The sequence below is a fragment of the Pedobacter steynii genome (genome assembly GCF_001721645.1).
Taxonomy (GTDB): Bacteria; Bacteroidota; Bacteroidia; order Sphingobacteriales; family Sphingobacteriaceae; genus Pedobacter; species Pedobacter steynii_A.
The window spans coordinates 5,321,405-5,335,145 of sequence record NZ_CP017141.1 but is presented as its reverse complement, the minus strand read 5'-3'; the positions used below and the strand labels follow the sequence as shown (position 1 = coordinate 5,335,145).

Genomic DNA, 13,741 nt, shown 5'->3' with positions numbered 1-13,741 from the left:
ATGATCAATTTATTGAGGCTCTTGTATGGTCCTTGATTTTATTTCCTTCAGGATATGCAATTGAGGAGCCCTGTTTTCCAGATCTGCTGGCCGGGCAAGGGCCAATGCTTCCTGCTTTAGAATTTCATTCTCTTTATCATAATCCATCAGCTGCTGCGCATCAATTAAAGCCGGATCGGCTTGTGGTGCATATCTTTCGTAATTAAGTGCGGTCAGGGTTTCTCCGGCCACGAGCTCAAAAATATCCAGATCATGTGCTTTAAACTCCTTTAAAAATTTGCCGGTATTGTTACTGATGATGGGTTTTTCAAGATTACTCCACATCTCACCCGCAGCAGCAGTGAGCTTAGAAGTCTTAGAATCATGAAACAACAGCATATCGGCCCGGTATTCGATATCCAGAAAATGACAAAGCCTGCGGATTTCGCTTTCAGGTTCGGTAATCAGCTGCTCATAACTGAGCGAAAAGAAACGGTCGGCCGGCAATGTTTCTTTTAAACGAATACAGGCCTGCTGGTCCTTTTTCCATTGTTGCGCAAGATGATAAATGTGTTTCTCGCCCACAATTGCCTTTTTGAAAGAACAGGCCACATCTCTCCCATCTCTATATAGAAAAACGTATTTAGGACGCAATCCAAAAGCTTCCATTTCTGCAGCGTAATGTACATTGGCCATGCTTTTACAGCACCAGTACTTCGCATTTTTACTGATTGCTGCCTGCTCATAGATCAGCCGGTTTAAGGTAAACAGGTGGTAAGTCTCTGACTGCCGGAAGAGCTGCTCTTCATCCAGGACCACTCCATCCCAGGGTACCGGGTTCGCATTAACATAAGCAACCACATCTTTTACCAATCTCCGGTAAGTGACAGCGTCAAGAGTTCCATACGCAGCCAGTAACGGCATAAAAGTAACCAGAATATGAGGTGGATGTGGAGAAGCTATTTCCGGCGACTGGTCCAAAATCACCCTCAGCAAATTTGATCCTGATCTTTGGGTTCCTATGATTTGTATTCCGTTGTTCATGTTCGGGTTATGGATGGATTATATTAAAAATTGCTGGTAAAATGGAGTATGATGCCAACCATTAAAGATATCAGAATTAAGTATACCGGATTAAATTTAAAGCGGAAACTTAACAGAAAAGCCGCCAGAAACAGGCCAATACTAAGCGGAGTGTAAGCCACAGAAAGCAACAGTTTGATAGCAGAGACCAGGATCATTCCCACCACAACAGGTTTAATCCCCGCTAATGCATTCTTCATCAGCAAAGAATCTACATTTTCTTTAAATACCTTGGCGGCAATGATCATGAGTATGGCTGAGGGCAAAAAAATCGCTACAGTGGCCAGTAAAGCCCCGGCTATACCTGCCAGCTTATAACCAGTGAAGAAAGCACTGACCAGAATTGGACCGGGAGTAAGCTGACTAAAAGCGATGCTGTCTATAAACTCCTGATTGCTGAGCCATTTCAATTCTGTTACAAAAAGAGATTGCATAATGGGAATCATGACATAGCCTCCTCCAAAAAGAGATAAGCTGATACCGGAAAACACAGCAATGATTTTTAGTAAAATCTGATCTGTGTATTTATAGATACCAGAGATAAAAGACAGATACAGAAGCCCCAGTGCAGACAAACCCGCCCTGGCACTAAAACTCAGCTTTTTCCATTTAAAACCAGCATCTGCCTGGGTAGCGTTCTGGTTTCCCATTTTAAAAACAACACCGCACAATCCGCCGGTTAACATCAGAAACAGGATAATGAAATATCCTTTAATGAAGGAAAGCAATAATACGGCAAGCAGACATAAAACCAGCTTACTGTTATTCCCCTTTACTTCTTTCAAAAAAATATTCAGTCCGGTGCTTAAAATTATCGCGCTAACTGCCGCTACGGTATAGACCATAATACCAGACAGGCCTTTGACGTGGATGTAATTGAAATAACACCAGGAAAGGACGTACATCAGGATACATGCCGGTAGCAATACCCCTAGCATGCTTACAGCCAGTCCGGATTTCCGTTTCAGGTGATACCCGATATAAGCGACAACATTGACCGCTAAGGGGCCCGGTAGTAAACTGGCAATACTGATGGCATTCAGGAGCTCCTCCCGACTAATACTTCCGTCTTTTTCGATCATTTCTTTCTCCACAACTGCTATTAAAGCCATGTGCCCGCCAAAGGAAACACATCCTATTTTGAGGAAAGTAAAGAAGAGGTATTTAATCATGTTATTCCGCTTGCTGTTTTGCGCCTTTTGATTTTGTGAAACTGGAAGTATATACTTCCCAGATTTCAATCCCCTATGGCTTATGAGCCTGTAAAATACTGTTTTTTACAATAAGCTCATATATCATACAGATGTTTATCGTAAACTTTGAATCAAATCATTTATTCATAAAAAAAAGCTATGTTTTCATCAAAAACATACTAATAGAAACAAATAGATAAAAATGGAAAATCAGGAACCAGCAACATCATTCTTAAAATCAACATTATCAAACGCAATGGCATTTTTAAAGGAAATGACTACTGCAGGAAAAGGGCCAACACTTACAGGAATTTCTGCATTCCTGGTTGTTTTGGCATTTGTATATGGAGGAGCATATCTTTATAGCTACTATTTCATTGGATTAGGAATTCCCATTTTTAGTCTGATGGATGTTTCAGAAATTATTCAATATGCTATTTCTTCACTAATTACCATTACTTTGATCGGAATTTTGACCATCATCAGCATCGGTTTATTTACAAATGCCGTTCTCAATAACAACAGGTTTTATAAAATAATGGCGACATTCATCATTGCGCTAATTGCAATCGGAATAGCTGCCTATATTTATCACATTTACGAGGCTGAGTCCTTTACGTATTTTATAAATCTACTGAGTCTGAAAGTACTTCAGGTACTCATTCTGCTCACGTTCTTTTTATTGCTTCTTTTCCTATTCAATTCCATAAATACCTTCACATCTTATTCTTTGTTCTTAACTGTTGTTAGCTTTTATGTGCTGTTGGCATTTTCTAATGCGAGCATAAGTAAGGCAGAAATATTATTTTCATCAAAGGCGGCTCCTTTTTCCATCCACATCAATCAGCAAACAAAAGTTAAATCGAGCTCAAAAATGAAATATCTTGGAAGAACGAAAAATTATTTATTCTTTAAAATCGGGAACGACTGGAAAAGGATATATTCGCTTGATACAGAAACTATTTATGATTTCAAATAGCATTTCTTATTTATATGTCAGCCGACTAGATGAAGCCTGCTGCAGGACAACAAAAGATAAATTGAAGAATATTAGTAATATCTGTAAATTGCTTTTTTTAGCATTATGAAAACCGAAACCTTTTTTGATTTTATCCATGTTGATGAATATTCGGCAACGCCTAAGTACCTGCAGCTTTCTGATGCCATCATCAAGTCGGTTGAACTTGGGAAACTCAAAAAAGACGCGTTGCTCCCATCGATCAATGAATTGAGCTATACGTTGGAGATTTCAAGAGACACGGCCGAAAAAGGATATAAATATCTGAAATCTATAGGCGTGATTAATTCGGTGCCGGGCAAAGGCTATTACATCAGCAGTACCGATGTGAAAAGAAAATTAAAAGTTTTCCTGTTGTTCAATAAACTGAGTGCGCACAAGAAAATCGTTTATGACGCCTTTATCCATGCTTTGGGTAATGATGTATCTGTAGATTTTTACATCTATAACAATGACCTCACGCTTTTCAAGCGTTTTCTTTCCAATAAAAAAGAAGACTATACCCATTATGTTATTATTCCTCATTTTATGGAGGGGGAAGAATATGCAAAAGAAATTATCAATGCCATCCCTAAAGCAAAACTGATTTTACTGGATAAACTCATCCCAGGTATTGAGGGTGATTTTGGTGCGGTATATGAAAATTTTGAAAAGAACATTTACGATGCCCTGGAGCAGGCACTGGAGCCGTTAAGTAAATACCATACGTTAAAGATCATTTTTCCGGAGCCTGGTTATTTCCCTAATGAAATTCTGGATGGCTTTCATCGTTTTTGTCAGCAGTATGCCTTTTCCCACCAGGTGGTAAGCAACATCTCCCTGGAACCGATTAACGAAGGAGAAGTATTCATCAATTTAATGGAAGACGATCTGGTTATTCTTTTGGAGCGGATGATAGACATGAATTATAAGATTGGTAAGGACGTTGGAGTGATCTCCTATAATGAAACCCCATTGAAAAAAATCTTATTGGATGGCATCACCACCATATCCACTGATTTCAGGTTTATGGGTGCAGTAGCAGCGGAACTTATTCTGGATCATTCCAGAAGGCACCTGGAAATCCCTTTTTATTACACAAAAAGAGCCTCTCTGTAGCTTATTTCCAGCTATTTCTTTCGGTTAGCATGACAGTACAGGACAGTTGATCCTCACAACTTACATAAATTAGGGCGATTTTAAATTTAACCATTTATAGAGCCAGATCGTTATGCAGGTAATTCTAGGTATCATTTTCCATTTTACGGGAGGCTTTGCCTCAGGTAGCTTTTACATTCCCTATAAAAAAGTAAAAGGATGGGCATGGGAAAGTTATTGGATTGTTGGCGGGCTTTTTTCCTGGCTCTTTATCCCCCCTTTGGCGGCTTACCTGACTATCACAGATTTTCCAGCCATCATTGCTGCTACCGAAGGAAAAATTCTGCTCCTCACCTATTTTTTTGGTGTCTTATGGGGTGTTGGCGGGTTGACTTACGGATTGGGTGTCAGGTACCTGGGGGTTTCTCTGGGCAGCTCTGTTATACTTGGTTTATGTTCTGTTTTTGGCGCAGTCATCCCTTCTATTTATTACAATTTTAATCCGAAAGCAGGAAAGGACAGCTTTACCGATATGCTGAACAGTCAATGGGGACAAATGGTACTATTAGGCCTGTTGATCTGTGTTCTGGGCATCGTCATCTGTGGAAGGGCTGGTGGAATGAAAGAGAAAGACCTCATTTCTGCAGGAAAGACAGATCCTTCCAATAAAGAATACAAACTGGGACTGGGACTGGTTTTGTCTATCATATCCGGGGTGCTCAGTGCCTGCTTTGCATTCGGAATTGATGCGGGTAAGGAGATGGCCCATCAGGCCAATGAGATCTGGAAGAGCAGTCATCCTGGCCAGGGTGAATTTCTGTTTCAAAACAATGTCACCTATATCCTCATTTTATGGGGCGGCCTCACGACCAACCTCAGCTGGTGTATGGTACTAAACTTTCGCAATAAAACTTTCGGGGATTACACCAATACCAAAACTCCGTTAATGGCCAACTACGCTTTCTCGGCCCTTGCAGGTATTACCTGGTTTTTACAGTTCTTCTTTTATGGAATGGGCGAAAGTAAATTGGGCAACGGGGCGAGCTCCTGGATTCTGCATATGGCCTTTATCATCCTGGTAGCCAATACCTGGGGCCTGATCCTAAAAGAATGGGCAGGGGTAAAAAGAAAAACCCTGGTGACGGTAATCCTCGGTATAACTATGATTATCTTGTCTATACTGATTGTCGGATATGGAAATTCTATCAAATAAAACAAATATAATTACTGGAATTTATGACTTCTCGAACAACTGATTTTAAGCATGTAAGCTATTTGTGGGATGAAGCAAAGGCCGCTGAACTGGCCGGAGATGAAATCGCACTGCTGATCTACCGTTCAAATTTACTGGGTGCAGATCTGCGCTTAACCAATTATGGCGGCGGAAATACTTCCTGCAAGGCCATCACCAAACATCCCCTGACGGAAGAATATACCGAAGTCATGTGGGTGAAAGGTTCCGGCGGTGATATTGGTACCCTTCAAAAAAGTGGTCTTGCAGCCTTATATGTAGATCAGCTAAGAAACCTGAAAAACATCTACCGGGGTTTAGCATATGAAGATGAAATGGTAGCCCTATTTAACCACTGTATCTATGACCTGGAATCAAAGGCCCCTTCTATCGACACGCCATTACACGGGTTCTTACCCTTTACCCATATAGACCATTTACATCCGGATGCGGCCATCGCTATTGCAGCAGCAGCAGACGGGGAGCAAATTACAAGAGAATTGTTTAATGGTACCATAGGCTGGGTACCCTGGCAAAAGCCAGGCTTTGAACTGGGCCTTCAATTGCGCAAATGCCTGGATGAAAACCCTGGAATCAGGGGTATTATGCTGGGTTCACATGGCCTGTTTACCTGGGGAGATACCGCCTATGAATGCTATATCAATACCTTGGAGGTGGTGGAAAAATGTTCGGAATATCTGGAATCTGCGTACGGCAAAAAAGGACCCGTATTCGGCGGACAAAAGATCGGGGCTTTAATGCAGGACCTGCGTTTAAAACAAGCCTCGCTGATTGCCCCTGTTTTGAGAGGCTTCTGCTCAAATGAAAGACATATGGTTGGCCATTTTACTGATGATACCCGTGTATTGGAATTTATCAATTCCAATGACCTGGAGCGTTTGGCCCCTATGGGAACGAGTTGCCCTGACCATTTTTTACGGACCAAAATCAGTCCCCTGGTTTTGAAACTTGACGCGAATGAAAACCTCAGTGATTTGAAAGCCCTCCAGGCAAAACTGGCCCCTGAATTTGAAGCGTACCGGCAAATGTATGCGGAATATTATCAGTCCTGCAGACACGAGGATAGTCCTGCAATTCGTGACACCAATCCTGTCATTATTTTATACCCGGGAATTGGCCTGTTTTCTTTCGCGAAGGATAAACAAACGGCACGAGTTGCCGCCGAATTTTACACCAATGCCATCAATGTAATGAAAGGTGCGGAAGCCATTTCCAAATACACGTCATTGCCAAAACAGGAAGCCTTTAATATAGAATATTGGTTGCTGGAAGAAGCAAAGTTACAGCGAATGCCCAAACCGAAAGCCCTTAGCGGAAAAATCGCCCTGATTACAGGCAGTGCAGGCGGTATTGGAAAAGCAATTGCCCGGAAATTCATCAATGAAGGTGCCTGTGTGGTCATCAATGACAATGATGCCGCGCGACTGGCAAATGCAGAAGAAAGTTTTAAAGCTGAATTCAGTAAAGATGCCTATGCCACTGTTTTACTGGATGTAACCAATGCCGATGCCATTCGTCATGCATTTGAATACGCGGGTTTAGCATTTGGCGGAGTAGACATTGTAGTCAACTGCGCAGGAATATCCATCTCCAAGTCCATCGAAGAGCATACCGAAAAAGATTGGGACCTCTTGTACGACATTTTGGTCAAAGGCCAGTTCCTGGTGACACAGGCAGGTGTTGAAATCCTGAGAAAACAAGCTATCGGCGGTGATGTCATCAACATCGTGAGCAAGAATGCGCTGGTTTCCGGGCCAAATAATGCGGGCTACGGTTCCGCAAAAGCGGCCCAGCTACACCTGAGCAGACTTAATGCGGCAGAACTGGGTGCAGATCATATCCGTGTAAATACGGTTAATCCCGATGCGGTCATCTCGGATAGTAAAATCTGGGAAGGCGCCTGGGCTGAAGGAAGAGCAAAGGCTTATGGAATTACCGTAGCAGAGTTGCCAGCTTTCTATGCAAAACGTACCTTACTTAACGAAATGATCCTACCTGAAGACATTGCAAACGCTTGTTTTGTCTTTGTGGGTGGATTGATGAACAAATCAACCGGAAATGTATTAAATGTAGATGGTGGTGTTGCCAACGCCTTTTTACGTTAAAAAATAGATTATGAAATTAGAACCAAATCAAATTGCCTCACATAATGAGCGTTTACTTTCCAAACACCAACAGAGACTGGATTTTGCAACACAGGAGATCCCAAATTCAAAAGATATACTGCAGAAAATCAGCGATTTTCAGATCGGCATCCCAAGTTGGGCTTTAGGAACTGGCGGGACTCGTTTTGGCAGGTTTTCCCCTGGAGGTGAACCTGGAAATATAGAAGAAAAGCTTGCGGACATTGGCTTGCTTCATCAGCTGAATGCTTCCAGTGCTGCAGTTTCCCTACACATTCCATGGGATACCACAACGAATGTACCTGCGATAAAAGCGCTGGCAGCGGAGTATGGCCTACACTTTGACGCGATGAATTCCAATACTTTTCAGGATCAGCGCGATCAGCTGCACAGCTATAAATTTGGCTCCCTGCAACATGTGAATAAGGAAGTCAGAAAACAAGCCATCGCACATAATATTGAAGTGATCCGCCAGGGTATAGAACTGGGCTCAAATGCGCTGACCATCTGGTTAGCAGACGGTTCCTGCTTCCCCGGGCAGCTGAACTTCAGAAAGGCTTTTGAAAACACATTGGAAAGCCTTCAGGAAATATATGCCGCTTTACCGGCAGACTGGAAAGTATTTGTGGAATATAAGGCCTTCGAACCTAATTTCTATTCGACTACAGTTGGCGACTGGGGCCAGTCCTTGTTGTACGCCAATAAACTGGGTTCTAAGGCCTTTACCTTAGTCGACCTTGGACATCACCTGCCAAATGCAAATATTGAGCAAATCGTGTCCCTGCTGCTGATGGAAGGAAAACTCGGCGGTTTCCATTTTAACGATTCAAAATATGGGGATGATGACCTGACTGCGGGTTGTATGAAACCTTATCAGTTGTTCCTGATCTTCAATGAACTGGTGGAAGGAATGGACCAACGCGGGATGAACCACAAGAACGACCTTGCCTGGATGATCGATGCTTCACACAATGTAAAAGATCCACTGGAAGACCTGCTTCAGTCGGTAGAGGCAATCATGATTGCTTATGCGCAGGCCCTTTCTGTAGACCGCATAGCCCTGGTACAGGCTCAGCAGGAAAACGATGTGGTTCGGTGTCAGGAAATACTACAACAGGCTTTCAGAACAGATGTACGGCCATTGGTGGCAGAGGCACGTTTACGTGCTGGCGCAGCTTTATCGCCTTTAGCCCTATACAGAGAAACTGAGATCCGTAAAGAATTGATCAAAAACCGCGGCAATAAAACCATAGCTACAGGATTATAATTAATGGGACAAAAAAACAAACCGGTTCCTGTAATTGCCATCTTTGATGTAGGCAAAACGAACAAGAAATTGTTCCTGTTTGACGAGCAATACCAAATCGTCTTTGAAAGAACCGCCAGATTTACCGAGACTGTGGATGAGGACGGTGATCCCTGTGAAAACCTGGAAAGCCTGCGGCTCTCGGTATTTGACTCTCTGAGGGAAGTTTTTAAAAAAGAGGAATTCGAGGTCAAATCCATCAATTTCACCACTTATGGAGCGAGCCTGGTCTACATCGATAAAGATGGCCAACCTTTGTCGCCTTTATATAACTACCTGAAATCCTATCCTGAGGAATTAAAATCTCAGTTTTATGTGAGTTACGGAGGCGAAGAAGCATTTTCCAATACGACGGCCTCCCCCGTTCTGGGAAGCTTGAATTCCGGCTTACAGTTATATCGGATTAAGCATGAAAAACCAGAACTTTTTAAACAGATAAAATATGCACTTCATTTGCCTCAATATTTAAGTTATCTGATCTCCGGAGCACTTTATTCTGACCTCACCAGCATTGGTTGTCATACTGCATTGTGGAATTTCAAAACACAGGACTACCATGATTGGGTAAAAACAGAAGGTATTCTGGATAAGCTGGCCCCTATTGCGCCTTCAGACCATGTGATGCCTGCTGCTTTTCCAGGAAACAATTATGCCGTGGGCATCGGATTCCATGACAGTTCAGCAGCGCTGATCCCTTACCTGATCAATTTTCAGGAGCCTTTTATCCTCTTGTCTACCGGAACCTGGTGTATCAGTTTGAATCCATTTAATTCGAGTCCGTTAACCGTAGAAGAACTCCAGAACGATTGCTTGTGTTACCTTCAGTTTGAGGGTAAACCGGTAAAAGCTTCCCGTGTTTTTGCTGGTTACGAACATGAACAGCAGGTAAAACGGATTGCTGCTCATTTTGGTGCAGATGTGATCAGCTACCGCAATGCTATTTTTGATCCGGGAATCATCGAGCTGCTCAGGAAGAATGGTAAACCGGAACCAGAACCCGGATCAGAAATCATAAAGGAGTCCCGGTTTTCCAAAAGAAACCTATCCGACTATGCCACAGATATCATTGCCTATCATCAGCTCATGCTGGATCTGGTAGACCAACAATGCCAGGCGACACAAAGGGTATTAAAGGGAACTAAAGTAAAGCGAATTTTCGTAGATGGAGGCTTTAGCAAAAATGCCATATTTATGAATTTATTATCGGCCTCTTTTCCTGAACTTGAAGTATTTGCTGCTTCCATGGCACAGGCTACGGCAGTTGGTGCTGCGCTTGCCATCCACAAGTCATGGAATACCAAACCCTTGCCAAACGACATTATACAACTCAAGTTTTATTCGGCGGCGCAACACCATTATTGATCCCTGCCTCCCCGAATACCTGACCTATCTTTCTGTAAAAGGGCCAACCGGCTCTTTTTTTTATGCCCTTTTCTTTTGAAAAGCACTCGCCTTCCATACAGGACGGTGCAGGTTGCCGGCGCAAATCGGATATACGAGATTAGCTAATAAATCCCCATTTAAACATCAAGTAAAACGTTAAAATGAACAAAAACTTACTAAACCAAATCCAAGCATTATGAGCAAAAAAAATCTAATCGGTCTATCTAAAAAAGGAATAGGCCTGGTGTGCTGTCTGTGTTTCCTCAGCAGCTTCATCTATGCACAAAATTTAAAAATTACGGGAAGGGTGACAGACCTTAGCGATGGAGGAGCGCTTCCAGGCGTATCCGTTAAAGTTAAAAACACCACAACGGGAACGGTAACCAATACCGGCGGGGCATTTGCGCTGGAAGCACCCAAAGGAGCAATCCTTGTTTTCAGCTATATTGGTTATGCGAGCAAAGAATTAACCATAGCAGACAACAACCCGCTAAATGTGGCGCTTTCTGCACAGAATGACCAGTTGTCTGAGGTGATCGTGATCGGTTATGGTACGACTCAGAAAAAGGACCTGACCGGCTCCGTTTCCAGCATTTCAGCCTCGCAGATCAAAGACTTGCCGGTAAGCTCCATCGACCAGAAAATGGTTGGACAAATTGCCGGTGTTCAAATCAGCACGCCTACCGGTGCGCCGGGTGGTGGCGTGAACATACAGGTCAGAGGTGCCGGCTCCATCGGTGCAACCAACAGCCCTTTATTTGTGGTGGATGGCTTCGCGATCTCCAACACCGGAGGTCAGAGCTATAACCCACTGAACGTCCTTAGCCCTGATGATATTGAATCTGTTACTGTTTTAAAAGACGCTTCTTCCACCGCAATATATGGATCAAGAGGCTCAAACGGCGTGATTGTCATCACCACAAAAAAAGGAAAAACAGGCGCCCCGGTCGTGAATGTAAACAGCTATATCGGTAGTCAGCAGGTCCCTCAAAAAGGCAGGCCGAAAGTCCTTAACGGCACAGAATATGCACAATACAGAAGAGATATCATTACCGATGACTTTGCTTCCAGAGGTTTGGTGGCCACTGATAATGATATTCCCGCAGAATTCAGAAACCCTGCTCAATACGGTGAGGGCACGAACTGGTATGATGCGGTGTTGCGTACAGCAATGCAAAACAGTGTGGATGCCAGCATCAGAGGCGGAAATGAGCATACCAAGTATTCCGCTTCTGTTAACAGACTGGAGCAGGATGGAACAGTGAGGTATACAGACTATAAACGTTACTCCCTGAATTTCAACCTTCAATCCGACCTGAGTAAAAAAATTAAAGTGGGCATTAGCCTTGCGCCAAGTGGTGGCACTCAGCACCGGAGTGGATTTGAGTCCGGACAAAGAGACGTACTGACCCGTGCACTTTGGCTTAGTCCACTTGTTCCGATTACGGATGCATCTGGAAAGAGAACGGTCTTTATCACCTCCCCTGGCGCTATTGGGGCAGGAAACCCCTTAAATACCCTGGAATTTTCGGGCACTAAAGCCAATTATTTCAGAGGCCTTGCCACTGCCTTTGCCGAATATCAGATCATTGATGGTTTAAAAGCAAAATATAGCTATAACCTTGATTATACCAACAACAGTTCCTTTGCATTCAGCCCTACCTTTGTGATTGGCGAAACGGGAAATCAAAAACCAAACCTCTCTATTCCCGGTTCCAATACGGCACAGAATACCACTACGAACTGGCTTTCAGAATTAACCCTTGGTTACGATAAAAGCTTTGGAAAAGACCACCGCATCAACGCAATTATAGGATATACGGCACAGCAGGAACGTTACAACGGCTATTCTTTTGGGGCAACAAATTATCCCGACGACCTGATCCAAACCATTAATGCTTCCACTTTACTCAATGGAGCAGCAGCAGGAGTAGAAAAATGGTCGCTCATCTCCTACCTTGCCCGCGTAAACTATACTCTTAAAGACAAGTATATACTTACCGGTACCATTCGTTCTGATGGTTCTTCGCGTTTTGGTTCGAGTGTCCGTTATGGAACATTTCCATCGGGGGCATTTGCCTGGAGGGCTTCTGAAGAAGAGTTTCTTAAAAACGTAAAATGGATCAGCGACCTGAAGTTAAGAACGAGTTATGGCCGTACAGGTAACTTTAACATAGGCAATTATTCCTATGCCTCAGGAATAGGATCAGCAAATTATTCCTTTGGCGGACAACTTGCCAATGGCCGTGCTTCAGGATCGATCGCAAACGAAAACCTGACCTGGGAAAAATCAGATGAATTTGATCTGGGTCTGGACTTCTCTGTTTTTAAAAGCAGATTGAATCTCACTGCAGATTTTTATAACCGAATTACCAGCTCCCTGCTTTTAAATGTTGAACTTCCGCTTGCCTCAGGATATTCTTCTGCTACGGTAAACCTTGGGAAAGTGAGAAACCGGGGTTTTGAATTTGGACTGACTTCCAAAAATCTGACCGGTGCATTTACCTGGAATACTAATTTCAACATTAGCTTTAACCGCAATATTGTTTTAGAACTTAACCCAGGCAATAACAATTCCCCTATTTATAGCGGTCGTAGCGGAGAAGGTAATTATACCCATATTAGTCAGGTTGGAAAACCGCTGGGACAATTTTTCGGATTTGTATTTGATGGTATTTACCAAAATGCAGCTGAACTTGCCGGTCAGCCGAAACACAATTCTTCCATCGTAGGATCAGTAAGATATAAAGATATTGACGGCAATGGTGTGATTGAGGCAGTTAAAGATTTCACGGTTATCGGAAATTCGCAGCCTGATTTCAACTACGGAATCACCAACAGTTTCGGTTACAAGGATTTTGATCTGACGGTCCTGATCATCGGTTCACAGGGTGGACAGATCATGAAAACCGGAAATGAATTCTTAACAAATATCGACGGCGTGTTCAATGTGGATCGTAAGGTATTAAACAGATTCAGATCGCCGTCAAACCCTGGAGATGGTCGTGTGCCTACCACAGTAAATGGCAGAACACTTTATCGGGAAGTCAACTCGCAATGGATAGAAGATGCCAGTTTTATGCGCATCCAGAACATCACCCTGGGTTATAATTTCAATCAAAAATTCATCAGCAGTTCCGGGGTTATAAAGGCGCTTCGCTTATATGGCAGTATACAGAACCTGGCCACATTCAGTAAGTATAGCGGTTCGAATCCTCAGGCAAGCACCAATGATGGTTTTTCTGTGTTGACTCCGGGACGTGATTTTACCAGTTATCCGCTACCAAGGGTCATTACTGCCGGAATTAATATGACTTTTTAACCTTA

9 protein-coding genes are annotated in these 13,741 nt (G+C 43.1%); 7 read left to right on the top strand and 2 right to left on the bottom strand.

Features of this window, described 5'->3' with window-relative positions:
- Nucleotides 1-9: 9 nt before the first annotated feature.
- Together BFS30_RS22050 and chrA are read right to left on the bottom strand one after the other, a co-directional pair.
- Nucleotides 10-1,023 (bottom strand): sulfotransferase family protein, encoded by a 1,014-nt coding sequence (locus BFS30_RS22050; RefSeq protein ID WP_069381264.1) that lies wholly within the window; start codon nt 1,021-1,023, stop codon nt 10-12.
- 23 nt (nt 1,024-1,046) lie between these two features.
- A complete protein-coding gene (chrA, locus tag BFS30_RS22045) occupies nt 1,047-2,234 on the bottom strand; it encodes a chromate efflux transporter (protein ID WP_157263005.1) in 1,188 nt (395 codons plus the stop codon).
- A gap of 223 nt (nt 2,235-2,457) precedes the next feature.
- Here chrA and BFS30_RS22040 point away from each other — a divergent pair, with 223 nt between their 5' ends.
- The 7 genes from BFS30_RS22040 to BFS30_RS22010 all read left to right on the top strand — a co-directional run bounded on the left by BFS30_RS22040 (nt 2,458) and on the right by BFS30_RS22010 (nt 13,736).
- Complete coding sequence (locus tag BFS30_RS22040; RefSeq protein WP_069381262.1) at nt 2,458-3,234, top strand: hypothetical protein; 777 nt, start codon at nt 2,458-2,460, stop codon at nt 3,232-3,234.
- Between the two features lie 105 nt (nt 3,235-3,339).
- Nucleotides 3,340-4,371 (top strand): substrate-binding domain-containing protein, encoded by a 1,032-nt coding sequence (locus tag BFS30_RS22035; protein WP_069381261.1) that lies wholly within the window; start codon nt 3,340-3,342, stop codon nt 4,369-4,371.
- Between the two features lie 112 nt (nt 4,372-4,483).
- Nucleotides 4,484-5,563, top strand: a complete 1,080-nt coding sequence (gene rhaT, locus BFS30_RS22030; protein ID WP_069381260.1) for an L-rhamnose/proton symporter RhaT — start codon at nt 4,484-4,486, stop codon at nt 5,561-5,563.
- 23 nt (nt 5,564-5,586) lie between these two features.
- Nucleotides 5,587-7,707: a bifunctional aldolase/short-chain dehydrogenase gene (locus BFS30_RS22025; protein WP_069381259.1), complete on the top strand. Its 2,121-nt coding sequence runs from the start codon at nt 5,587-5,589 to the stop codon at nt 7,705-7,707.
- 10 nt (nt 7,708-7,717) lie between these two features.
- The gene (locus tag BFS30_RS22020; RefSeq protein WP_069381258.1) at nt 7,718-8,992 is read left to right on the top strand and encodes a TIM barrel protein; all 1,275 of its coding nucleotides are present in this window, start codon (nt 7,718-7,720) and stop codon (nt 8,990-8,992) included.
- A 3-nt stretch (nt 8,993-8,995) separates the two neighbouring features.
- Nucleotides 8,996-10,393 (top strand): FGGY-family carbohydrate kinase, encoded by a 1,398-nt coding sequence (locus tag BFS30_RS22015; RefSeq protein WP_069381257.1) that lies wholly within the window; start codon nt 8,996-8,998, stop codon nt 10,391-10,393.
- 217 nt (nt 10,394-10,610) lie between these two features.
- Entirely contained in the window at nt 10,611-13,736 is a 3,126-nt protein-coding gene (locus BFS30_RS22010; protein WP_069381256.1) for a SusC/RagA family TonB-linked outer membrane protein, read from the top strand.
- Nucleotides 13,737-13,741: the final 5 nt, after the last annotated feature.

What these genes read in the sequence shown, in the direction of transcription:
- BFS30_RS22050 (WP_069381264.1), bottom strand. Translation starts at nt 1,023, where the DNA reads ATGAACAACGGAATACAAATCATAGGAACCCAAAGATCAGGATCAAAT.
- chrA (WP_157263005.1), bottom strand. Translation starts at nt 2,234, where the DNA reads ATGATTAAATACCTCTTCTTTACTTTCCTCAAAATAGGATGTGTTTCC.
- BFS30_RS22040 (WP_069381262.1), top strand. Translation starts at nt 2,458, where the DNA reads ATGGAAAATCAGGAACCAGCAACATCATTCTTAAAATCAACATTATCA.
- BFS30_RS22035 (WP_069381261.1), top strand. Translation starts at nt 3,340, where the DNA reads ATGAAAACCGAAACCTTTTTTGATTTTATCCATGTTGATGAATATTCG.
- rhaT (WP_069381260.1), top strand. Translation starts at nt 4,484, where the DNA reads ATGCAGGTAATTCTAGGTATCATTTTCCATTTTACGGGAGGCTTTGCC.
- BFS30_RS22025 (WP_069381259.1), top strand. Translation starts at nt 5,587, where the DNA reads ATGACTTCTCGAACAACTGATTTTAAGCATGTAAGCTATTTGTGGGAT.
- BFS30_RS22020 (WP_069381258.1), top strand. Translation starts at nt 7,718, where the DNA reads ATGAAATTAGAACCAAATCAAATTGCCTCACATAATGAGCGTTTACTT.
- BFS30_RS22015 (WP_069381257.1), top strand. Translation starts at nt 8,996, where the DNA reads ATGGGACAAAAAAACAAACCGGTTCCTGTAATTGCCATCTTTGATGTA.
- BFS30_RS22010 (WP_069381256.1), top strand. Translation starts at nt 10,611, where the DNA reads ATGAGCAAAAAAAATCTAATCGGTCTATCTAAAAAAGGAATAGGCCTG.